Origin of the sequence: Micromonospora sp. DT15 (assembly GCF_049841475.1) — a bacterium.
In the GTDB taxonomy this organism is placed as follows: domain Bacteria; phylum Actinomycetota; class Actinomycetes; order Mycobacteriales; family Micromonosporaceae; genus Micromonospora.
The window spans coordinates 390,313-411,386 of sequence record NZ_JBNCKJ010000002.1 but is presented as its reverse complement, the minus strand read 5'-3'; the positions used below and the strand labels follow the sequence as shown (position 1 = coordinate 411,386).

Here is a 21,074-nt window from a genome sequence, read left to right as displayed (position 1 = left end):
CCCAACCTACGCCCGGAACAGGTGCCGACGGATCGCCGCCACGTTGCCGAAGATACGCACCCCCAACACAACGACCACACCGGTGGACAACTGCCCACCCACCCCCAACTGGTCACCCAGATACACGATCAGACCAGCCACCAGCACATTCGAAATGAACGACACCACGAACTGCTTATCGTCGAAGATGCGGTCCAACCGGGCCCGCACCCCACCGAACACCGCGTCCAACGCGGCCACCACCGCGATCGGCAGGTACGGCTGCAACGCCGCCGGCACCGTGGGATCAAGCCACACGCCCAGCACCACACCGGCGAGCAACGCCAACACCGCGATCATCGGCCACCTCCGGAGGGGCTAACAGTCGTCCCCGGACCGGACGACCCGGGACTGCCGGAACGGACACCCGACGCGGAAGGGCTCGGACTGACCGACGGCTTGGCGTAGCGTAGCTGCGGCTCCGGCGCCGCCGGCAGGGTGAGGTCATCCGCCTCCCGCACACCGAACGACAACCCCGTCCCCTGCGCGACCTTCCGCATCAGCGCCGCGTTCCGACTGTCCTCGAACTTGCGCCGCATCGAACCCGGCCCAATCGCCGACACCTCGTACGGCCCGGTCACCGGCCGGAAATCCACGAGCATCGCCTCACCCGCCGACCGGATCGTCGACGTCGACGTCAACCGCTGCCCGTTGATGGCGATCGCCTCCGCGCCAGCACTCCACAACGCGTTCGCCACACCCTGCAGGTCGCTGTAGAGCACGCGCGGCGGCCCAGCGCCGGCACCGGTGACCGCATCAGCCTTGTCCGGCGCGTCCGCCAACCGCACCACCACACCATCACCGCGCACCCGGCCCAACCCGGTGCTCGCCTCCAGGTTGCGCAACCGGGCGGCGGCCGAACCGGTCAACGCCGCGTCCCGCTGCCGACTGACCTCCTCGCGCAGCTGATCCGCCTGCGTGGACAACCGGTCGGTCTGGCTCTCCCGCTCCTTGATCTGCGCCACCAGACCCGAACGGGCCTGGCTGCGCCCCGGCTCGTCTGCCATCGTCTGCCGGTACGCGACCGCGAACAGGAAACCGAGCATCACCACCACGACCAGGCTCACCGACCGTGCCGGCAAGGCCCGCCACCCGCGCGCCGGAGCGGACTCCGCCGAGCGCCGACGGGCGGCAGCCGCGTCCGCGTACCCCGGATCCAGCGGGTTGCGGAACAGCTCGGTGAGGAAGTCCGGCGCGTACACCCGGTCCTGGCCGGGTTTTCCCAGCCGAGGCGCGCTCACGCCGCCGCTCCCGGACCGCGCGCCGCGCGCACCAGCCGGGCCGCCTGCACGACGTACATCGCGCCGGCCACCCAGTACAGCACCAGCCCCCACCAGGCCAACGCCCAACCGATGGCGCTCGCCGCCGTCGCCACGTCGGTGGCCGCGCTGGCCAACAGCAGCACCGGGAACGCCGCGAGCAGCAGGAACGTGGCAGTCTTGCCCACGTAGTGCACCGGCGGCGGACCGTACCCGTAGCGACGCAGCACCGCCAGCGAGGCCAGCAGGAGCACCTCACGGGCCAGCAGGGCCGCGGTGAACTGCCACGGCACCACCTCCCGCGCGGTGAAGGCGATCAGGGTGGCGAGGATGTAGAGCCGGTCGGCGAGTGGGTCGAGCAACTCGCCCAGGCGGCTGACCTGGTGAAGGCGGCGGGCGATCCAGCCGTCGACCCAGTCGGTGGTGCCCCCGATGGCCAGCACCACGACCGCCGCCACGTCGGCCCGCGCCACCAGGAACAGGTAGAGGAAGAGCGGCACGCCCAGCAGCCGCCCGAAGCTGATCAGGTTGGGCAGGGTGAGGACCTGGTTGCCGGGAGTCTCGTCACCGGTGTCCCGCGGTTGCTCTGCCCGAGCCGGCCGACGCGACACCGATCCTCCTCCACGGCACGCGGGCCCCCGGCCGGCGCCGGGCGCGGCTGAGGGTCGTACGCGCTGTCGGGCCGACCAGCGCCGGCTCTCCCCTGCGGCCCCGGGCGGGGCCCCTTGCCCTGATACGGCCCGCGATCTCGATGATCGCGGGCCGGGTAGGTGCGCTGCCACTATATCGGGCTTCCTCTCGCTGGCCGGCCGCTGCCGTGGCCTGCCGGTGCGGCGATGTCGCACTGTGGCGTGGATCACCACGCGTAGAGCGTCCTAGGATACTAGTGGAAGAAGGGTTGGCGCTCAGGCCGTCTGGACGGCGGGATCGGCCTGCTGCTCGGGCACCGAGGTCGCCGCCCGAGCGAACCCGGCCAGCGCCAGCAACAGCTCGTGCTGCATCCGCGCCGGCATCCGGTCCAGCACCGCCTGCACCGCGCGCTGACGCCGCTCGGCCAACTCCCCCAACAGGGTCAGCGCCGCAGGCGTCGGCACCAACCGCACCTCACGCCGGTCACGCGGATCGGCCACCCGACGCAACAGCCCGGTCGCCTCCAACCGGTCGCACAGGCGGCTTGCCGACGAGGGCACCACGTCCAGCAGCTCCGCCAACCCGTTGACGTTGGTCTCCGGGCGACCGCTGATCAGCAAGAGCACCCTCAGCTGGGTGGGCGGCACCTGGTGCCGCGACCCGGCCGACTCCAGCACGGCGATCAGCGTCTCGGCGGCCGTGGTGATCGCCGCGGCGAGATCCGCAGGTCGCTCCACCTGATGTCCCCTGCCGTTGTCGCGCTGGTGCCCGCCCGGCAATGCGGCGGCGAAACTCACGCCATGCTCCGCTCGCGTGGACCGTGCCAGTCCAGACAGACCACGACGGCGTCGTCACGCAGATCGGAATCGGCGTGATAGGCGTGTAGCTCGCGCATCACCGTACCAACCGCCTCGGCCGGCGGCTGCAACCGCGTGGCGCGCAGGGAACGTGCCATCGCCCGCTGCCCGTACGGCTCCTGGCCCGGCGGTTCGGCGGCCCACACCCCGTCGCTGACGACGAAGAGCCGGTCACCGGGGACGAGTTGCATCTCCTGAAGCTCGTAGCGGGTCTCGGCGAACATGCCCAGCGGCAACTGCTGATCGAGTTTCATCGGCTCGACAGTGGACCCGCGCATCCGCAACAGGTGGGGCGAGCCCGCGTCGACGGCCCGCACCCGGCCGAGGCGAGTGTCCACCTCAAGCAGCAGGGTGGCCACGTACCGGGCGCCCCGGTGTTGGTAGAAGACCGTGTCCGAGGCCAGCTCGGCCTGCTCCACCAGGCCGCCACCGGAGCGACGCGCGTTGCGCATCGCGTTGACAGTGACGGCTGTCAACAGCGACGCCGCCAGCCCGTTGCCCTCACCGTTGAGCACCGTCACGGTGAGACGGTCGCCGTCCAGCGACCAGTCGAAGTGGTCGCCACCCACCGTGTACGCCGGTTCGAGCTGGCCGGCCAGGTCGAACGCGTGGTGGGACACACCACGACCGGGCAGGAGGTCCCACTGCATCTCGGCGGCCATCGTCAGTCGCTCCCGACGGCGGGCCCGCCGGTAGCGGTCGGTCTCCCGGTCCGCCGCGCGCATCGCCACCGCCAGAGCGCCGGCGATGTCCGTCGCCCGACCGGTGACCGCCGCGTTCGGTACGGCCGGCAGCTCGATCATCAGCACACCCAGCCGCTCGCCCCACACGGTCAACGGCAGGTAGAGCCGGCAGGGGCCCTCACCATCGCGGACCGGCTGCTGGCTGCTGAAGCAGCGCTGCGCCATGGTGTGGCAGGCCAGGAAACCGGCCGCCGGCAGGTCCGGATCCAGCACCGGCCACAGGCCGCTGATCCGGTAGTCGGCGACGAAGACGTCGGTGCGCAGCGCGCCCATCGCGGACCGGATCGCCCGGTCCGCCGCCTCCGCCAACTGGTCGGGCGGAGCCTCGCGCAACGCGCGCGACACCACGTCCGGCGCGTCTACCATCGTCGACCTCCCCCGAAGCTTGCTGTAGGGCAAGCATCATACGGACGTCACCGGACGGGTGATCGGCGCGGTCAGTCACCCGCGCGGGTCGCGAGCACACCGTGGAACGCGTCGGGCACCTCGGCCAGCGGCCCTTCCGGGCGCCACTCGGCAACCGGGACGATCCCGTCCGCCGTCGGCGCCCACCGACCCAGCAGGGGCGCGAACGCCGCCGGTGGACGCATCCGGAACTGCGGCCCCATCATGGCCAGCGCCTGCGGGTGACCGGCCAGCTCCTCGGTGTCGAAGTCCACAGCGAGCAGGCTGCCCGGCGCCGCGGCAGCGTACAGCTCGTCGAGGGTGCGGGTCAGCGTGGCGTCGTCGAGGAACGCGGCCAACCCCAGGAAGACCACTCCGACCGGCCGCCGACCCCACCCCGGCACGAAACGGTGCAGCTGCGCCGGGTCGACGGTGCCGATGTCGGTCGCGTCGCCGAAGCCGTAGCCGGCCCGGTCGCTGCCGGCGAGGATGCTCTGTCCCAGTCGGATGGTGACCGGGTCGACGTCGGTGTAGAGCACCGTCGCGTCGGCGGCGACCTCGTGCACGTTGCCCATCGTCGGCACCCCGGCGCCGAACACCAGGAACCCGTCCACGCCCTGCTCGGCCATGGCCCGCACCGCCCGGCCCAGGAACGCCCGCAGCTCGCGGAACACCGGCGCGCACGGCCCGTACGCCTGCTCGAACGCGTTCGCGGCGGCCACGTCCACGGGGAAGTGATGCTGCCCGCCGAGCCAAAAGTCGATCATGCGAGCGGTGCTTGGCTGGTCCGGTTCACCCATCGGCGGCGCTCCCTCCCCGGTCGTCGCCAGCGTACCGACCTGGACGCGCTCGGCGGTATCGCGACGCGGGGGCGTCCGGGCCCGCGATACTGGCCGCGAGCGGAGGTGGGGCCGTGAACTCGGCGAACAACGCGGCGGTGGTGGTTGGCGTCGACGGCTCGGAGTCGGCGCTGCGCGCCGTGCGCCTCGCCGCCGCCGAGGCGGCCCGCCGGCACCGACCACTGCGGGTCGTGCACGGCTTCATCTGGCCGCTGCTGCACGTACCCGTCTCCCCTGCCCCGGATGCGCCTCCCGGCGGTGGGCTGCGCCACCGGGCCGAGGAACTCGTCGAGGCCGCGGTCCGCGAGGCCGAGGCGACAGTGCCCGGGTTGACGATCTCCGGCGAGATCATCGACGGTGAGGCTTCCGCGGTGCTGGTGGGCGAGTCCCCCACCGCCGCGCTCATCGTGCTCGGCGATCGCGGGCTGGGTGGGTTCTCCGCGCTGCTGGTCGGCTCGGTCGCGGTGCAGGTCGCCGCGTACGCCGACTGCCCGGTGCTGGTCGCGCGCGGCACGCAACGCCCCGACGAGCCGGTCCTGGTCGCCGTGGACGGCTCGGACGCCTCCCGGCTGGCGGCGGACTTCGCCGCCGAGACCGCAGTGTCACTCGGCGTGCCGCTGATGGCGGTGCACGCCTACCGCCATCCCGGCAGCAGCGGCCCGGGCGACATGCAACCCCTGGTGTACGACGAGGCGCGGTTGCGCGGCGAGCAGGAACGGATGCTCGCCGGGTGGCTGACCGGGCTCACCGAGGCCCACCAGGGTCTGCGGTTGACCTGCCAGGTGGTGCACGGCCGACCCGGCACTGTGCTCGCCGAGGCGTCCCGCTCCGCCCAACTGGCGGTCGTCGGTGGGCGCGGGCGCGGCGAGGTGACCGGGTTGCTGCTGGGGTCGGTGAGTCAGTCGATGCTGCACCACGCGCAGTGCCCGGTGGTCGTGGTCCGCGCGCCCCGGTAGTGCGCCGGGGTTGGTCCGCCGCCAGACGGGTAGACGGCCGCGGTACGCCCAGCGGACGGCGGGCAGCACCAGGTGCCCAGACCGACGAAGGAGGCACAGATGCCAGGACCACGGCCGGGCAGTAACGCGTACGACAAGCAGCGCGCGCGGTTGCGTAACGCGATCGACGACTCCGGACGCCGAGTACCCGACGGCAAGGCCAACCAGGTCGCGAACAGGATCCTCCAGGAGGATCGCGGTCAACGAGGCGTGGTGCGCGGCGACCGGACGTACGGCCCGAAGAGCGAGCGCGAACCGGGCGACCCGAAGTGAGGACGGTCGACGTGGCCGACGGCGCGATCGCAGGCGCCGTCGGCAGCACCGCGCTGAACGTGGTCAGCTTCCTGGACATGGCACTGCGGGGACGGCCGGAGAGCGACGTTCCCCAGGAGACCGTCGACCGGCTGGCCGGGATCGCGCACGTCGACCTGGGAAACGGGGCCCGGGCGGCCAACCGCCGCTCGGGCCTCGGGCCGCTGATCGGTTACGGGTTGGGCGTCGCCGCGGGCGTCGGGTTCGCGCTCTACGCCGGTGGTCGACGTCAGCCGTTGCCGGTGGCCACCGGTCTGCTCGGCGCGGGCGTCATGACCATGACCGACGGGTCGATCACCGTGCTCGGGATCAGCGACCCGCGTACGTGGCGGCGCTCCGACTGGATCTCCGACATCATCCCGCACCTCGCGTACGGGCTGGCGGCCGCCGCCACCTGGAACAGGTTGCGACGGCCGCCAGGCCGCGGTCGCTAGGTCCGTCAGCGGGTGTCGCTGTCGTCCTCGGCCACCGGCTCACCGGCCGGGCCGTACGGCGACACCTGCCCCTTCGGCACCGGACGACCGGCGTCACCGCGCGACGAGCCGCGGTTGGCCGGATGCCCGCCCGGGGCGGGGCCCTTGTTGTCCTGGCTGGTGGCGCCCAGTGCGTTGCGGCGCAACTCCTGCTGCTGCGGGTTCGTCACGGGGTGTCTCCCTCCGGTACGGCAGGCGGCAGAAGCCGCCTCCACCGTCGGCATACCCGCCCGCCCCGATGGCATTCCGGCCTCGGCCGGCGGTGCGACGGCTAGCCGCTCCTCAAGTGGGTAACCCGACCGGGTGGGCAATGATCGACGTGTGGTGCGGGTGTTGCTCGACCGGCGTGGCCGCACGTACGCGGAGGAGGCCGGCATCCGGCTTGCCGACCGGCCGGGGCCGCTGTACCAGCTGCTGGTGCTGACCACGCTGCTGAGCACCCGGATCCGCGCGTGCGTGGCGGTGGACGCGGCGCGGGAACTGTTCGCCGCCGGCTACCGCACCCCACAGGCGATGGAGGCGGCCAGTTGGCAGGAGCGCGTCGACGCGTTGGGCCGGGGCCACTACCGCCGCTACGACGAGCGGACCGCCACCATGCTCGGCACCGGCGCCCGGCTGTGCCTGGACCGTTGGCACGGTGACCTGCGACGCCTGCACCGGGAGGCCCAGGGCGACCCGGCCGGGCTGCGGCGGCGGCTCACCGAGTTTCCCGGCATCGGCCCCACGGGCGCGGACATCTACCTGCGCGAGGCACAGACGGTCTGGTCGGACGTGCGCCCGTACGCCGACCGTCGGGCCCTGGCCGGGGCGAAGCGGTTGGGCCTGCCGGGGTCCCCGGACCGGCTCGCCGGTCTCGTCGACGAACCGGACTTCGGCCGGCTCGCGTCAGCGCTGGTACGGGTGGCGCTGGGTGAGGAGTCCGCCGGTGAGGTCACCCGTGTCGCCGCCCGTTGAGGCGCTCACTTGACCGTCTTGTCCCCCGGCCGTGTCAGGTGCCACACGAGCAACGCGGCGAGCAGCGCCAGGACCACCACCCCGCCGGAGATGCCACGGCCCTCCTCGGGGCTGCGGCCGGCGCTGCCGAAGTAGATCACCGCGAGGCCGGCCAGCACCGTGACGAACGTACGCAACCCTCGGTCCTTCACGTCTGGCACCGTAGGCGTACCGCGTTCCCCGGCTTGTCGATTTGGGCCTTTTGTCAGCCTTCTGGGTGAACACTCAGCGCTCGGTGACGAACCCGCAGAGGCGTACCCGGCGCACCGCACGGTCGGCGACCTCCACCACCTGCAGGGTCAGACCGGGCAGCCGCACCGTCTCACCCGGGGATTCCGGCAGGTGCCGCAGTCGGGCCAGCACCAGACCAGCCACTGTCGTGTAGTCCCGGGACAACGGGAAGCTCAACCGCACCCCCAGGTCGGGCAGGTCGTGCAGCGGGAAGTCACCGGGCACCAGCAGGGACCCGTCCGATTCCCGGACCACCCCGCGCACGTCCCGGTCGGTCTCGTCGTACAACTCACCGACCACCTCGGCCAGAAGGTCCTCCATGGTGATCATGCCGTCGATGCCCCCGTGCTCGTCGACGACCAGGGCCAGTTGCTGATGCTCCTGGCGCAGCTGACGCATCGCGTCGGCGACCGGCAGGGTCACCGGTAGCAGCAGCGGCGCCTGGACCCGCTCACCCACTTCAGCGGTGCCGGCCCGCACCAGGTCGCGGATGTGCACCACGCCGAGCACCTCGTCCAGGCCGCCGGGGCCGGTGACGGGAGCGCGGGACCGTCCGGCGGCGGCGAGCCGCCGGACGCCCTCGTCGGCGGCCAGACCGGCGGGCAGCGTCGTCACCTCACGCCGGGCTACCAGGATCTCCCGCAGCGTCCGGCCGGCGATGTCGAACGCGCCGGTCAGGATCTCCCGCTGCTGGGCCGACAGACCGCGCTGGCTGGCCAGCATCTCCCGCAACTCCTCCTCGGTCATCTCCTCCCGGTTGGCCCGCGGGTCACCACCGGCGAGCCGCACGACCGCGTCGGTGGCCCGGCTGAGCAGCCACACCGCCGGCCGGGACACCCGAGCCAACAGATCCAACGGACCGGCGCTCAGCAACGCCCAACGCTCAGCCCGCTGCATGGCCAGCCGCTTCGGGGCCAACTCACCGAGCACCAGCGTGACGAACGTCAGCAGCACGGTCACCAGCAGAACCGCGGCGGGACGCGCCGCCGCGCCGAGGAAACCCAACGGCCCGACCAGCGGAGAGGCCAACGACACCGCGGCCGCCGCCGAGGCCAGGAACCCCGCCAGGGTGATGCCGAGCTGAATCGTGGCCAGGTAGCGGTTCGGGTCGCGGGACAGCTGCACCAACCGGTCACCGGCGCGGCTTCGCCGGCCCAGCCGCCGCAACTGCCCCTCCCGCAGGGTCACCAGCGCCATCTCGCTGCCAGAGAGCGCGGCGTTGACCAGCACCAGCACGGCCACCAACGCCAACTGCCCGAGCTGACTGCCCATCGCGTGCCCCCGTCCGCCGCCTGAGGTCACTCAACCGCAGCGGGGCGCGGCGTGGGCGGTGTTTGCGACCGCGCCCCCGCTCAGTCGACCTCCAGGTCGTCCAGCGAGATGGCGTGGGTCATCAGCCAGCGGGCCAGGGCCGACATGCCGAACAGCCACAGCGGCACCGACTCGGTGGGGCCGTTGGTGGCGTAGATGGCGAAACGGAGGTCCGGCGCCCGGTACGCCTCGATCCGCCACTTGTGCTGCCGGTCCCGCCAGACCGCCGAAGGGTCCATGGCGTCACCGTAGGTGACCATCACCGACCTCGGGGCCGGTTGGCCCGGCATCGCCGGCTCAGCCCGGCACCACCGTCGTCCCAAACACGATGCGGGCAACGGACACCAGGAGGCTGATGCCGACCGCGGCGAGGATCAGCCAGCCGAACCCACGCCACCCCGAGCCCCGGTCAGGCACCGGCACCGGCGGTGGTCTCCACAGCTCCCGGTAGGTCCAGGCCAGCACACCTGTCCCGAACGGCAGGAGGCCGACCCAGAACCAGAACCACCGGGTGCCGACCAGCGGCGGCGCGCCACCGATCAAGCGGCCCAGCCAGAGCACGGTCAGCACACCGGCGAGCAGAGCCGCGGCGTTCCCGATCCGGTGCGCGGTGCCGCCCCCGGCCTGCCCCGAACCGTCGACTGCGGCACGCCGCGCGTCCCACCCGGTGCTCGCCGACGAGTCCGGCCCGACGGCGGACGAGTCCGAGGCCAACGGCGCCCCATCGGCGTACCGGTTCTGGCCGTTCGACACGGTCCAGGTCAGCATCCCCCCGTCGGCCGCGTACTGCACACGCGGCCGGCTCCCCCAGTACGCGCCGTCGTCGGCCCAGCCGTACGCCCGCTGGTAGCTCACCACCCGGCCGGCCGCGAGATCCCGGTCGAGCTGGGCCTCGGTCGACGCGCGGGGCTCGACCCACCACGCCAGACCGGCCCACAGCACCCACAGCACCGGCAGCCCCCAGCGCAGCGCCACCGAGACGATCTCCCGCCAGCGGCCACCGAACGGCCGCGCCCGGGACGCCATCACCTCGACCATCAGCCCACCGTCGCATTCCCACGCCACCCTGTCAGCCCCGCAAGGGCGCGCGTTCAGGTGACGACGATCCGGACGTCGTCGGGCAGCCGGCGGGTCGCGCCCCGCCGGTCCAGCAGTTCCAGCAGGGGCACCGCCACCCGGCGGGTGGTGTCCAACGCCTGCCGAGCAGCGGAGAGGGTGAACGGCTGCGGCAACCCGGCCAACACCCGGACCGCGTCGTCGAGCGCGTCGGGCAGCAGCACCACGTTGTCGGCCAGACGCAGCAGAGCCCCGGCCCGCACCGCGGCGCCGATCTCCCGAGGGCCCAGACCGAGGTCGACGAGGCGGTCCGCTTCGGGGGCGCGGAACGGCCGGTCGCCATACTCAGCGCGGACCCGGCTCACGGCCAGGGCCACCGGTTCGGGCAGCGCGTTGGCGTTCGCCGCCCCGACCCGACCGGCGTGGATCCGCAGCGGCGGCCGGACCAGCGCCTCGACCAGCACCCGGTCGGGCAGGGCGAGGCGCTGACGCAGGGCGTCCACCGGCATTCCGGGCTCCAACGGGTGCTCCCGCGCGTACCGGGCGACCTCCTCGGTCAGCCGCTCGCCGAGCTGCCGCCAGTGCGCGGGGTCGGCCAGCCAGTCACCGGCCACCGGCGCCGCCAACGCCGGGCTGTCCCGCCCCGGCCGGGTACGCACCGGCACACCCATCCGGATCAACGCGCCGGCCCGGATCAGTCGGCGACGGCGCAGCTCCCCCGCCAGGTCGGGTCGACCGTCCAACTCGGCGAGGACCTGCGAGCGGGCGGCGGCCGCCCCCCGTCGGCCCAGCGGTGGCGGCGCCACGTCCAGCACCCGCACCCCGCCGCTGACGTGGTGGCGGCCCGGGTCCCGCAGCAGCGCCCGGTCACCCACCAGCAACGGCAGCGAGCGGGCCAGCCTCAGCCGGACGGTGTCCGGGCCGAGCGGGCGCACCCGTACCGGCACCGCCGCCGACCCGACGTGCAGGGTGAGGGTGGCTGGCAGGTCGCCGGCCGGGTCGCCGGCGAGCCGGACGTCGATGAGGTCGGTGTGGTGAAACCGGCCCGGGGTGAGCAGCGCGTCGCCCCGGCCGAGCCGGTCGCGGGGCGTACCCCGCAGGTTGACAGCGACCCGGGCGACCGCCGCCGCCTCCGGGCGGGCCTCGCCCAGGCAGTGCAGGCCGCGGACCCGGACCGGTTCGTCGGTGCCGGCCAGCTCCAGTTCGTCGCCGACCCGCAGCCGGCCGCCGCCGAGGGTCCCAGTGACGACTGTGCCGCTGCCCCGCACCGTGAAGCTGCGGTCCACCCAGAGCCGGACCGGGTCGTCCACGACCGGCGCGGGCAACTGGGCGGCGAGGCGGTCCAGGGCGGCCCGCAGCTCCGGCAGGCCGGCGCCGGTCAGGCCGCTGACCGCCACCGCCGGCACTGCGCCGAGGGTGGTCGCGGCGATCTCGGCGCGGGCGCGGGCCGTCGCCGGCCCCGGATCGGCCAGGTCCGCGCGGGTCACCGCGAGCAGGCCGTACGCGACGCCGAGCGCGTCGAGCGCGGCCAGGTGCTCGGCGGACTGCGGCATCCAGCCCTCGTCGGCGGCCACCACGATCAGCGCTGACGGGACCGGGCCGACCCCGGCGAGCATGTTCGGCACGAAGCGCTCGTGCCCGGGTACGTCGACGAAGGCGACGGTGGCGCCGGACGGCAGCGTCGTCCAGGCGAAACCCAGGTCGATGGTCATCCCCCGGCGGCGTTCCTCCGCCCACCGGTCGGGTTCCATCCCGGTCAACGCCCGGACCAGTGTCGACTTGCCGTGGTCGACGTGCCCGGCGGTCGCGACGACGAACACGTTCAGTCGTCCCCGGGTACGCGCAGCACCGCCGCGCGGACGGCGTCGTCGGCGTCGGCGGGCACACAGCGCAGGTCGAGCAGGAGTCGCCCGCGCACCACCCGCCCGAGGACCGGCGGGTTTCCGGTGCGCAGCGGGAACGCGTACCGCTCGGGCAGGCTCAACGCCCACGAGTCCAACTCCACGCCGGGGGCGCCGCCCCCGCCGACCACCGCGACGGCTGGCACCACCTCCGCCTTGCGGCCGTCCGCGCCGAGGCGGTCCCGCAGGCGCTCCACGCGTTCCCGCAGAGTGCCCGGCTCGGCGTGCAGCGCCGCGTAAGTCGGTGTGTGCGGTTGGTGCAGGGTGGCGGCGAGCGCGGCCAGGGTGAGCTTGTCCACCCGCAGCGCCCGGGCCAGCGGGTGACGTCGCAGCCGGTCGACCACCTCGGCGTCACCGAGCAGCAGCCCGGCCTGCGGCCCACCGAGCAGCTTGTCGCCGCTGGCGGTGACCAGCGTGGCGCCCGCTCGCAGGGTGCTGGCCGCGTCCGGTTCGTCGGGCAGCAGCGGGTCCGCGCCGAGCAGCCCGGAGCCGATGTCCGCGACCACCGGCACCCCGAGCGTGGCCAGTTGCCGTACCCCGACGGCGGAGGTGAAGCCGGTGATCCGGAAGTTCGACGGGTGCACCTTGAGCACGAAACCGGTCTGCGGGCCGAGCGCGGCGGCGTAGTCCGCGACTGTGGTGCGGTTGGTGGTGCCCACCTCGCGCAGCCGCGCGCCGGTGCTCTCCAGCAGGTCTGGCAGGCGGAAACCGTCGCCGATCTCGACCAGTTCGCCCCGGCTGACCACGATCTCCCGGCCGGCGGCCAACGCGGTGGCGGCCAGCACCAGCGCGGCGGCGCCGTTGTTGACAACGTGCACGGCGCCCGCGTCGGGCACGGCGGCGGCCAGCGCGTCGAGCGCGCCCCGGCCGCGGCGGGCCCGCCGGCCGGTGGCCAGGTCCAACTCGACGTCGGTGTGCCCGGCGGCGGCCACCACCGCGGCGACCGCGGCGGACGACAACGCCGCCCGGCCCAGGTTGGTGTGCAGCACGACACCGGTGGCGTTGAGCACCACCCGGGGGCCGGGCGTGGGCAACGCGGCGACCGCCGCGTCGCGTACCTCGTCGGGGTTGAGCTCACCGCGACGGGCGCGGCCCTGCGCGTGGGAGACGATGGCCTTGACCTGCTCCCGGCCGAGAGTCACGGTGGCGGCGGCCAGCACCGGGTCGGCGAGCAGCGTGTCCGTACGGGGCACCCGACGTCGCGGGTCCACCGGGCCGTCGCCCATCGCGTCATCTCCTGCAAGCGGTGTGGCGGAGACGGACGGGAATCGAACCCGCCTGGCCCGGGTCCCGGACCACTCCGGTTTTGAAGACCGGGAGGGGCACCAGCCGCCTGAACGCCTCCACCGGCCATTCGATCACACCGCGGGCGGCTCCGCCCAGTCAGATGGAACATCCATGGCGGTCCGCCGCGCTTCCACCCGCTCGCGCTGCGGCACCACTGTGTACCGGGGGTCGCGGGCCGAGGCGACACCACCGTAGAAGATGCCGAACCGGGTCAGCACCGACGCGGCCAGCAGCGCGGTCCCCGAGAGCGCCCCGACCACCCGGCTGCGCCTGCCCAGCAGAGCACCCGCCACCCCGCCGGCGGTCAGCAGCCGCCCGGCGCGCAGCAACCGACCCGGCCGACCCAACCGGTAGGGCTCGCTGAGCAGGCCGAGGCGGGTCTCCACCCGATGCGCGCCGTACAGCTCCATGGCCGCGCCGGCCACCGCCATCCGGCGGGCCGGCCCGGCCTCAGCCGGCGGCGCGGCGAGCAGACCCACGCCGGCGCCGCTGGCCAACGCGCTGCCCGCGAAGATCACCGGCAACTCGGGGTACGCCTCATGCCACGACGGCACCGCCGTGTCGGCCAGCAACACCCCGGTGTACGTGGCCAGCGCCGGCGCGGTGCCGGCGGCGAGCAGCCCGGCGGCGTGCCCGATCGACGGCAACGCCCGGCCGGCCAGCCCGAGCAGACCGCGCCGGGGCAGCACACCGGCCGCCTCGGCGATCGCGGCGATACCCGCCGCCGGCCCGTACGCGGTGAGGATCCAGGTACCCATCGACATCGGCGAGGTCGGCTTGGCCACCCGCAGCATGTGGTGGAACCGCGCCGGCCGGCCCAGGTCCTTGACCAGGAAGACGGCGCTGGCGCTGACGGCGGCCAACGCGGTGACCCGACCGGCGCGCCGCAACACTGGCCGCCCGGTGAGCTGCCCACCCGCGGCCAGCAGTGACGAGCCGGCTGCCAGCCCGCCGGTGAACAGGTACGCGGCGATGTCCCACTTCCACACCGGCCCCTTGAGGATGGGCCGACCGTAATAGGACGTGAACTCGGCCTCCGGCACCCGCAGTTCCTCGGCGCCACCGCCGCGCCGCCTGCGCCGCCGGCCGGGAGGTTCGCCGCTTCGCCGCACCGACTGGTGACCCCGACGGCCGCTGCCGACCTCGTCACCGCTGGTGCTGTCCCTGTCGGTGGTGATGGCCCTGCCGCCCGGGTGATCGCCGGCACTCGCCGGCGGCTCTGCGCCCCGCGCATGCTCTGCGCCCGTCGCGCTGCCCGGCCGCTCGTGGCTCGCCTGTGGTCGGTGGCCGCCCTCGTCGGCGAGCCGCTCCCGGAAGCGACGGAACCGGTCGCCCACGGGGCCGGATGGGGTCATGAGGAACCTCCGACGAACGCGGCGACGGTCGCCGCCGCCATCGCGAGAGCAGCGAGGCCGGCGCGCTTCCACATCTTCGGCAGGTCACGGGTGGTCACGACCGGGTCGGGCGGCAGCCCGTACACCTCGGGTTCGTCCAGCAGCAGGAAGAACGCGCCGTCACCACCCACGCCGTCGTCAGGGTCGTGCCCGTACAGGCGGGCCTCGGGGACGCCCCTGTCGTGCAGCGTCGTCACCCGGGCGGCGGCGCGTTCACGCAGCTCGTCCAGGGGCCCGTACTGGATCGACTCGGTCGGACACGCCTGCGCACACGCCGGAGTCATCCCCGCGCCCAACCGGTCGTAGCACAGCGTGCACTTCCACGCCCGACCGTCGTCCTTACGCTGGTCGATCACCCCGTACGGACACGCCGAGATGCAGTAACCGCAGCCGTTGCAGATGTCCTCCTGCACCACCACAGTGCCGAACTCCGTGCGAAACAACGAACCAGTCGGACACACGTCCAGGCAGGCGGCATGGGTGCAGTGCTTGCAGACGTCCGACATCATCAACCACCGGAAATCCGTGCGCTCCTCGACGCCCGTGCCCCGGCCCGGCGGTTGGGTCCCCGGCATCCCCAGGAACTGCGGTCCCGCGTCGACCGGCCGGGCCCGGTCCGCGTCGACCGGCGCCCCGAGGACGTCCGCCAGGGCGACACCATGCCCGGCCGGGCGGGGCTGCTCGATGAACGCGACGTGTCGCCACGAGTTCGCTGTCAACGCGCCGGTGTTGTCGTACGACATGCCGAGCAGGTCCAGGCCGCTCTCCGGAACGCCGTTCCACTCCTTGCAGGCGACCTCGCAGGCCTTGCAGCCGATGCAGACGCTGGTGTCGGTGAAGAACCCCATCCGCGGCGGCGCGTTCTCATAGCCTGCCTCGGGTGCCGGGTCCAGCGGACCGTACAGGCTGTTCGGGTCAGGAAGCACCGTGTTCCTTCCCCTCGTCGTCGGTGGTCACGGCCGGCGCGTGCTGGCCAGGGATGATCCCGGCGCGCCTCTGGTAGTCGGCCACCAGGTCGAGCAACGCCGGGCCGGTGGGACGACGGCCCGGCCGCACGTCGCAGGTGCCGACCTTGCTCTCCTGGATCAGCACGTTCGGGTCCAGGCTGATGCCGAACAGGTCGTTGGCCGAGTCGCCGGTGACCAGACCCTCGAAACCGAAGTGGTACGGCAACCACACCTGGTGAATGATCCGACCGTCCACCCGCAACGGGGTGAGCCGATCGGTCACCAGCACCTTCGCCTCGATCACCGCGCGGCCGCTGACCAGGTGCGCCCAACCCAGATGCGTCAGCCCGACCTCGCCGGCCAGGGCCGGGGACACCTCGACGAACATCTCCGGTTGCAACTCCGCGAGAGGTGACACCGTCCGGCTCATCGCACCGGCGGTGTGGTGCTCGGTGAGCCGGCTGACAGTGAACACGTACGGGAACACCTGAGCGTGCTCCTGCGGCGGACTCGGGTTCACCGAGTTCACCGGGTGTGCGTACATCTTGCGCGTCGGGTTGGCCTGCTGACCGTAGAGCGGGTTACGCACCGGCGACTCCACCGGCTCGTAGTGCGTCGGCAGCGGCCCGTCCAGGACACCGCTGGGCGCGTACAACCAGCCCTTGCCGTCGCCCTGCATGACGAACGGGTCGTCGCCCGCGATGCCCTCCGGCCCGGACGCGCCGGGCGGCGGCCGGTACGACGGTGGCTTGGTCTTCTCGAAGTCCGGCACGTCGTAGCCGGTCCACTCGGACTCCTCCGCGTCCCACCACACGTAGCGTTTGCGCTCGGACCACGGGTTGCCGTCCGGGTCGGCGGAGGCACGGTTGTAGAGAATGCGCCGGTTCGCCGGCCACGCCCAACCCCACTCGGCGGCCACCCAGTCCTGTTCGTGCCGGGACTTGCGCCGGGCCGCCTGGTTCACCCCGTCCGCGTACACGCCCGTGTAGATCCAGCAGCCGATGGCGGTCGAGCCGTCCGCGCGGGCCTCCGCGAAACTGGACAGCGGACGGCCGGTCGCCACGTCGTACCCGTTGATCTCGCGCAGCACCGCCTCGGCGCTCGGCTCCGCGTGCGGACCGTGCGTGGGGTAGTCCCAGGTGAGGTCGAGCAGCGCCCGGTCGCGCGGCAGCGGCGAGTCGGCCAGCCGTTCCCGCAGTTTGCGGCCCAGGTGATAAAAGAACCACAGCTCGGAGCGGGCGTCGCCCGGCGGCTCGACGGCCTTCTCCCGCCACTGCAACAACCGCTGCGTCTGGGTGAACGTGCCCTCCTTCTCCACATGCGACGCGGCGGGTAGGAAGAACACCTCCGTGCGGCACTCCTCCGGCACGATTTCCCCGGTGGCGACCTCGGGGCCGTTCTGCCAGAACGTCGCGCTCTCGATCATGAACAGGTCGCGGACCACCAACCAGTCGAGGTTGGCCATCCCGAGCCGCTGCGCGCGTCCGTGCGCCGAACCGACCGCCGGGTTCTGCCCGAGCAGGAAGTACCCCTTGATCTTCCCGTCGATCATGTTCAGCACCTGCTGGTACGTGCCGTGATCACCCGTCATCCGCGGCAGGTAGCCGTAACAGAAGTCGTTCTCCGGCGTCGCCGCGTCACCCCAGTACGCCTTGAGCAGGCTGGCGGCGAACGACCCCGCGTTACCCCAGAACCCCTTCTGCCCCGGATGGCGAATGCTGTCCACCCACTCCTCGAAGCTCGGGTGTTCGGCGTGGTGCGGCATCGGCAGATAACCGGGCAGCAGGTTGAACAGCGTCGGGATGTCGGTCGAGCCCTGGATGCTGGCGTGGCCACGGAGCGCCATCACCCCGCCACCCGGACGGCCCATGTTGCCCAGCAGGAGTTGGATGATCGCGCCGGTGCGGATGTACTGCACGCCGACGCTGTGCTGCGTCCATCCCACCGAGTAGATCAGCATGCCGGTGCGGTCCCGGCCGGAGTTCGTCGTCCACGCCCGCGCCAACTCCAGGAACTGTGCCTGCGAGATGCCGCAGACCCGCTCCACCATCTCCGGGGTGTAGCGGGCGAAGTGTCGCTTGAGGATCTGGTAGACGCAGCGCGGGTGCTGCAACGACTCGTCGCGGCGGGTCTGGCCGCTCACCTGCGCGCCGTGCGACTCGTGCGTCAACCCCGCCGCGCTGTCCCGCTCCTGCGCCGTGTGCCCACTGCCCGACGAACCCTCGTGCCCCTCGTACTGCCAGCTGTCCTGCACGTAGGCGCCGGTCTCCGGGTCAAAGCCGGAGAAGAAGCCGTCGCCGTCCTCGGTGTCGCTGAACTCCTCGCTGACGATCGTCGCCGCGTTGGTGTACGCGAGCACGTACTCCCGGAAGTCCAACTCGTTGTCGAGGATGTAGCGCACCACCCCACCGAGCAGCGCGATGTCCGTGCCCGCCCGGATCGGCAGGTACTCATCCGCGACCGCACTCGTGCGGGTGAACCGGGGGTCGACGTGGAAGACCTTCGCCCCCCGACGCTTGGCCTCCATCACCCACTGGAAACCCACCGGATGTGCCTCAGCCATGTTCGAGCCCTGGATGACGATGACGTCAGCGTTGGCGATGTCCTGCTGGAAATCCGTCGCACCGCCACGACCGAAGCTGGCCCCCAGACCGGGGACGGTGGCGGAGTGTCAAATACGGGCCTGGTTCTCGATCTGGAGCGCCCCCATCGCGGTGAACAACTTCTTGATGAGGTAGTTCTCCTCGTTGTCCAACGTCGCCCCACCCAGACTGGAGATACCCAGCGTCCGGTTGAGCGGCCGGCCCTGCGTGTCGACGTCCTCCCAGGTCTGCTCGCGGGCGGCGAGGATCCGGTCGGCGATCATGTCGAGCGCGGTGTCGAGCTCCAGATCCTCCCACTGCGTCGAGTACGGCCGGCGGTAGCGGACCTTGGTCTGCCGCAGCGGACTGGTCACCAGGCTCTTGCTCGCCGCGCCCTTCGGACAGAGCCGACCCCGCGAGATCGGACTGTCCGGATCACCCTCGATCTGACTGACCCGCCCGTCCTTCACGAATACCCGCTGACCACACCCCACAGCGCAGTACGGGCAGACAGAACGAGCCATCGAATCGGCGTCATCCGTGCGGGCGGTCAGCGCCCGGGACCCGTCGGACTTCGCCGCGGCACCACGGCCCAGCGGGTCCGTGCCGGTGAGCTGGCGATAGACCGGCCAACCCTCGATAAAGGTCCGTAGACCCACCCCGACACCCCCTCCCACGCGAGCGACCCTCTGAAGATAGGTCAACTGAGACAGGTTCGCGAACCGAGGACGCACGACAGCGCCGCCCCCGGCTGGTGGGCCGGGGGCGGCGCTGGTGTCGGTGTGCAGGTCGCCTCTCGGCGAGTGGCACGACGCGGCTCCAGCCGAACGGTATTCCGCGAGGGCGATATTAGGTGAGGCCCGGGGACACTGAGTCACACCGACACCCTCCACAACCAGCCCGCCACCGCCGTTGTTCCCGCACCCCGCCTCACCCACCCATCCGATCGCCGCCCGCCCGGCCCGCCGCCCGGCCGCGGTGCCGCCCCGCCGTGGTTCCGTGGTGCCGCCGAACCGTGGTGCCGTAGCGCCGCAGCCGCTCCGCTCCCCGCCGCACCGCCGGCCGGCGTTAGGCGGTCGGCGGCGCGACGTGGGCGGGCGGGCAGGGCGGGCGGCGCGGGCGGCCGGTGCGGGCGGCCGGTGCGGGCTGAGCAGGCGGGAGCATCAACCCGCGCTGGCCAACTGGCAGACCTGTCGGCTGTCGATGGTGGCGGTGCCGGTCACCACGCCGTACCACCGGTGGTCTGCGGCGGGCGGCGGGCGGTCTCAACGCCTAGCCGCTGCGCCGGACCGTCCTGGCGCGGGGTTCCATCGCCGCACGCCGGTCGTCCCGCGACCACGACACCCGCCGTCGCGCCGCGCTTCAGCCACAATCCTTGAGATCTTGGACAGTTTCCGTTCGCGCGTGACGGAAACTGTCCAAGATCTGCGGGCGGATGCGGGTTGGATCTCGCTATCCACATCCCGCGAGGGCTCCGGCACCGCGGAATCCATTTCTAGGTTCAACCGCCGGACCCGACCGCCCGTGGCCGGCGGTCAGCGACCGGCGACTGGCGTGCGGCGTGCGGCATCGGGCTAACCGGCTAACCGACGACTGGCGACTGGCGACTGGCGACTGGCGACTGCTAACGACCGGAGGTCAGCGCATGACCCCGCGGCACCTACCAGGCCAGCCGGATGAACCACGATGGCCCACAACAGAAAGGCCGCTGGCCGGCACCCCGGTGTTGCGGGTGCCGGCCAGCGGTCGGTGTCCTGGTGCGGTGGTCCGGTGGTGCGGTGGTGCGGTGGTGCGGTGGTGCTTGCGGTGGTGCTGTCGTGCTGGGTGTCACCCTGCTGTTTTGTTGCGGGTCAGCTGTTCCAGTGCTGGGTGACGAGGTCGGTGGCCTGCTGCTCCCACTGGGCGTAGGCGTCCGGGTAGGCCGACACCTGCACCGTCTGCGCGGCGTCGGTCAGCGCCATGTTCTGCCACCCATCAACCTGCTTCAGACCCTTCAGGAACGCCGTCGTGGAGTACTCAGGGTTGGTGATCTGCTCCGGTGTGCCCCAACCACTGGTCGGGCGCTGCTGGAACAGGCCCAGCGAGTCGTGGTCGTTGGCGTCGCCGAGGTGGCCCAGGTTCTCCAGCTTGGACTCCTGCAGGCTCGTCGCGATCGAGATGACCGCGGCCCGCTCGGGCAGGCCGGCCTTCTTGGTGGCGGCGATGATCGCCTTGACGTTGGCGGTCTGCTCGTCGTTGAGGCTGATGTGGGACTGGTCGCCCTGCGGCTTCGGCGCGGCCGACTGCACGGCCACCGCGGCGGGCTTGGCGTCGACCGGGTTGGCGTGGGCGGCGATCGGGCCGGCGAACACACCACCGGCGAACGCGAGACCAGCAACAGACAGCATGCTCTTACGAATGATGGTGTTCATGGGGGTAGCTCCTTCGGGGGTAGGACACCCACACCACCCGGGGGGACGGCGGTGAGGGTGTGAGCACCTCGTCCGGCGCTGCACTTCACAAAGGGGAAAGGTCTGGGGGGTGACGCCTGGTCGGGCGTCGGGGTCGGCGGCCTGGCGAGCGGGGGGCTCGTGGCGCCGGGACCCTGTGTAACGACCGCCGGGCCGGGGTCATTCCGGGGTTGGCCCATCCATCGGCACCCTCATCGCGGCGGTGCCAGCGGTCGTGGGGGTTGTAACGACCGGACCGGGGGCCCGCATTCCCACCCGCTGGACGGGGCGACGAGCCCGTGGCTCTGCGATCGTCAGGGTATGTAACGGGCCCGGCCCCGCCATGATTCCGGCCCACCGGTGCGACCCGTCACGCCCACCGAAATCCTTATCCGGACAAACCCCCCACAAC

Annotated in this window: 21 protein-coding genes and 1 tRNA gene; 4 read left to right on the top strand and 18 right to left on the bottom strand. The window is 72.5% G+C overall.

Going from position 1 to position 21,074, the window contains the following annotated elements:
* Positions 1-6: 6 nt before the first annotated feature.
* The 6 genes from ACLQ3F_RS05980 to ACLQ3F_RS05955 form a co-directional block, all read right to left on the bottom strand.
* The gene (locus ACLQ3F_RS05980; protein ID WP_030327710.1) at positions 7-339 is read right to left on the bottom strand and encodes a small basic family protein; all 333 of its coding nucleotides are present in this window, start codon (positions 337-339) and stop codon (positions 7-9) included.
* Positions 336-1,280, bottom strand: coding sequence for a DUF881 domain-containing protein (locus ACLQ3F_RS05975; RefSeq protein WP_357227668.1), 945 nt, complete (start codon positions 1,278-1,280; stop codon positions 336-338). Before ACLQ3F_RS05975 ends, ACLQ3F_RS05980 begins: the two co-directional genes overlap by 4 nt.
* Complete coding sequence (locus ACLQ3F_RS05970; protein WP_355007559.1) at positions 1,277-1,909, bottom strand: CDP-alcohol phosphatidyltransferase family protein; 633 nt, start codon at positions 1,907-1,909, stop codon at positions 1,277-1,279. Before ACLQ3F_RS05970 ends, ACLQ3F_RS05975 begins: the two co-directional genes overlap by 4 nt.
* 294 nt (positions 1,910-2,203) lie before the next feature.
* Positions 2,204-2,665 carry a MarR family winged helix-turn-helix transcriptional regulator gene (locus ACLQ3F_RS05965; protein ID WP_357206478.1) on the bottom strand — a complete coding sequence of 154 codons (462 nt, stop codon included), beginning with the start codon at positions 2,663-2,665 and terminating at the stop codon, positions 2,204-2,206.
* Positions 2,666-2,721: 56 nt separating this feature from the next.
* Positions 2,722-3,894 (bottom strand): PP2C family protein-serine/threonine phosphatase, encoded by a 1,173-nt coding sequence (locus ACLQ3F_RS05960; protein WP_425846875.1) that lies wholly within the window; start codon positions 3,892-3,894, stop codon positions 2,722-2,724.
* 71 nt (positions 3,895-3,965) lie between these two features.
* Positions 3,966-4,712: an SAM-dependent methyltransferase gene (locus ACLQ3F_RS05955; protein ID WP_425846872.1), complete on the bottom strand. Its 747-nt coding sequence runs from the start codon at positions 4,710-4,712 to the stop codon at positions 3,966-3,968.
* A 113-nt stretch (positions 4,713-4,825) separates the two neighbouring features.
* On the opposite strand from ACLQ3F_RS05955, the gene ACLQ3F_RS05950 reads away from it, so the two are divergent.
* The 3 genes from ACLQ3F_RS05950 (at position 4,826) to ACLQ3F_RS05940 (ending at position 6,492) form a co-directional block, all read left to right on the top strand.
* Positions 4,826-5,707 (top strand): universal stress protein, encoded by an 882-nt coding sequence (locus ACLQ3F_RS05950; RefSeq protein ID WP_425846870.1) that lies wholly within the window; start codon positions 4,826-4,828, stop codon positions 5,705-5,707.
* 99 nt (positions 5,708-5,806) lie between these two features.
* Positions 5,807-6,019: a phosphatidylethanolamine-binding protein gene (locus ACLQ3F_RS05945; protein ID WP_088989541.1), complete on the top strand. Its 213-nt coding sequence runs from the start codon at positions 5,807-5,809 to the stop codon at positions 6,017-6,019.
* Complete coding sequence (locus ACLQ3F_RS05940; RefSeq protein ID WP_425846867.1) at positions 6,016-6,492, top strand: hypothetical protein; 477 nt, start codon at positions 6,016-6,018, stop codon at positions 6,490-6,492. The genes ACLQ3F_RS05945 and ACLQ3F_RS05940 overlap by 4 nt, the downstream gene beginning before the upstream one ends.
* Positions 6,493-6,497: 5 nt before the next feature.
* Here ACLQ3F_RS05940 and ACLQ3F_RS05935 read toward each other — a convergent pair whose 3' ends face one another.
* Positions 6,498-6,701, bottom strand: a complete 204-nt coding sequence (locus tag ACLQ3F_RS05935; protein ID WP_355007565.1) for a hypothetical protein — start codon at positions 6,699-6,701, stop codon at positions 6,498-6,500.
* Between the two features lie 133 nt (positions 6,702-6,834).
* On the opposite strand from ACLQ3F_RS05935, the gene ACLQ3F_RS05930 reads away from it, so the two are divergent.
* On the top strand, positions 6,835-7,485 hold the full coding sequence (locus ACLQ3F_RS05930) for a hypothetical protein (RefSeq protein ID WP_357206703.1): 651 nt from the start codon (positions 6,835-6,837) through the stop codon (positions 7,483-7,485).
* Positions 7,486-7,490: 5 nt separating this feature from the next.
* On the opposite strand, the gene ACLQ3F_RS05925 is transcribed toward ACLQ3F_RS05930, so the two are convergent.
* From ACLQ3F_RS05925 to ACLQ3F_RS05875, 11 genes are all read right to left on the bottom strand, one after another.
* Complete coding sequence (locus ACLQ3F_RS05925; protein ID WP_036410487.1) at positions 7,491-7,676, bottom strand: hypothetical protein; 186 nt, start codon at positions 7,674-7,676, stop codon at positions 7,491-7,493.
* A gap of 73 nt (positions 7,677-7,749) precedes the next feature.
* A complete protein-coding gene (locus tag ACLQ3F_RS05920; RefSeq protein ID WP_425846863.1) occupies positions 7,750-9,027 on the bottom strand; it encodes a hemolysin family protein in 1,278 nt (425 codons plus the stop codon).
* An 80-nt stretch (positions 9,028-9,107) separates the two neighbouring features.
* Positions 9,108-9,305: a hypothetical protein gene (locus ACLQ3F_RS05915; protein ID WP_238669770.1), complete on the bottom strand. Its 198-nt coding sequence runs from the start codon at positions 9,303-9,305 to the stop codon at positions 9,108-9,110.
* Between the two features lie 58 nt (positions 9,306-9,363).
* Positions 9,364-10,104 carry a hypothetical protein gene (locus tag ACLQ3F_RS05910; protein ID WP_425846860.1) on the bottom strand — a complete coding sequence of 247 codons (741 nt, stop codon included), beginning with the start codon at positions 10,102-10,104 and terminating at the stop codon, positions 9,364-9,366.
* Positions 10,105-10,157: 53 nt separating this feature from the next.
* Entirely contained in the window at positions 10,158-11,942 is a 1,785-nt protein-coding gene (gene selB, locus ACLQ3F_RS05905; RefSeq protein ID WP_425846858.1) for a selenocysteine-specific translation elongation factor, read from the bottom strand.
* A 2-nt stretch (positions 11,943-11,944) separates the two neighbouring features.
* Entirely contained in the window at positions 11,945-13,249 is a 1,305-nt protein-coding gene (gene selA / locus ACLQ3F_RS05900) for an L-seryl-tRNA(Sec) selenium transferase (protein WP_425846856.1), read from the bottom strand.
* Positions 13,250-13,272: 23 nt separating this feature from the next.
* A tRNA-Sec gene (locus ACLQ3F_RS05895) sits at positions 13,273-13,368 on the bottom strand.
* A gap of 13 nt (positions 13,369-13,381) precedes the next feature.
* Positions 13,382-14,665 carry an NrfD/PsrC family molybdoenzyme membrane anchor subunit gene (gene nrfD / locus ACLQ3F_RS05890; protein ID WP_425846853.1) on the bottom strand — a complete coding sequence of 428 codons (1,284 nt, stop codon included), beginning with the start codon at positions 14,663-14,665 and terminating at the stop codon, positions 13,382-13,384.
* A complete protein-coding gene (locus ACLQ3F_RS05885; RefSeq protein ID WP_425846851.1) occupies positions 14,662-15,630 on the bottom strand; it encodes a 4Fe-4S dicluster domain-containing protein in 969 nt (322 codons plus the stop codon). Before ACLQ3F_RS05885 ends, nrfD begins: the two co-directional genes overlap by 4 nt.
* Positions 15,620-18,892 (bottom strand): formate dehydrogenase, encoded by a 3,273-nt coding sequence (fdh, locus tag ACLQ3F_RS05880; RefSeq protein ID WP_425846849.1) that lies wholly within the window; start codon positions 18,890-18,892, stop codon positions 15,620-15,622. Before fdh ends, ACLQ3F_RS05885 begins: the two co-directional genes overlap by 11 nt.
* Before the next feature lie 1,191 nt (positions 18,893-20,083).
* On the bottom strand, positions 20,084-20,644 hold the full coding sequence (locus ACLQ3F_RS05875; protein ID WP_425846846.1) for a hypothetical protein: 561 nt from the start codon (positions 20,642-20,644) through the stop codon (positions 20,084-20,086).
* Positions 20,645-21,074 lie beyond the last annotated feature (430 nt).

Coding starts and splice junctions, on each gene's coding strand:
- ACLQ3F_RS05980 (WP_030327710.1), bottom strand. CDS start 339: ATGATCGCGGTGTTGGCGTTGCTCGCCGGTGTGGTGCTGGGCGTGTGG.
- ACLQ3F_RS05960 (WP_425846875.1), bottom strand. CDS start 3,894: ATGGTAGACGCGCCGGACGTGGTGTCGCGCGCGTTGCGCGAGGCTCCG.
- ACLQ3F_RS05945 (WP_088989541.1), top strand. CDS start 5,807: ATGCCAGGACCACGGCCGGGCAGTAACGCGTACGACAAGCAGCGCGCG.
- ACLQ3F_RS05955 (WP_425846872.1), bottom strand. CDS start 4,712: ATGGGTGAACCGGACCAGCCAAGCACCGCTCGCATGATCGACTTTTGG.
- ACLQ3F_RS05910 (WP_425846860.1), bottom strand. CDS start 10,104: ATGGTCGAGGTGATGGCGTCCCGGGCGCGGCCGTTCGGTGGCCGCTGG.
- ACLQ3F_RS05875 (WP_425846846.1), bottom strand. CDS start 20,644: ATGAACACCATCATTCGTAAGAGCATGCTGTCTGTTGCTGGTCTCGCG.
- selA (WP_425846856.1), bottom strand. CDS start 13,249: ATGGGCGACGGCCCGGTGGACCCGCGACGTCGGGTGCCCCGTACGGAC.
- ACLQ3F_RS05915 (WP_238669770.1), bottom strand. CDS start 9,305: ATGGACCCTTCGGCGGTCTGGCGGGACCGGCAGCACAAGTGGCGGATC.
- ACLQ3F_RS05920 (WP_425846863.1), bottom strand. CDS start 9,027: ATGGGCAGTCAGCTCGGGCAGTTGGCGTTGGTGGCCGTGCTGGTGCTG.
- nrfD (WP_425846853.1), bottom strand. CDS start 14,665: ATGACCCCATCCGGCCCCGTGGGCGACCGGTTCCGTCGCTTCCGGGAG.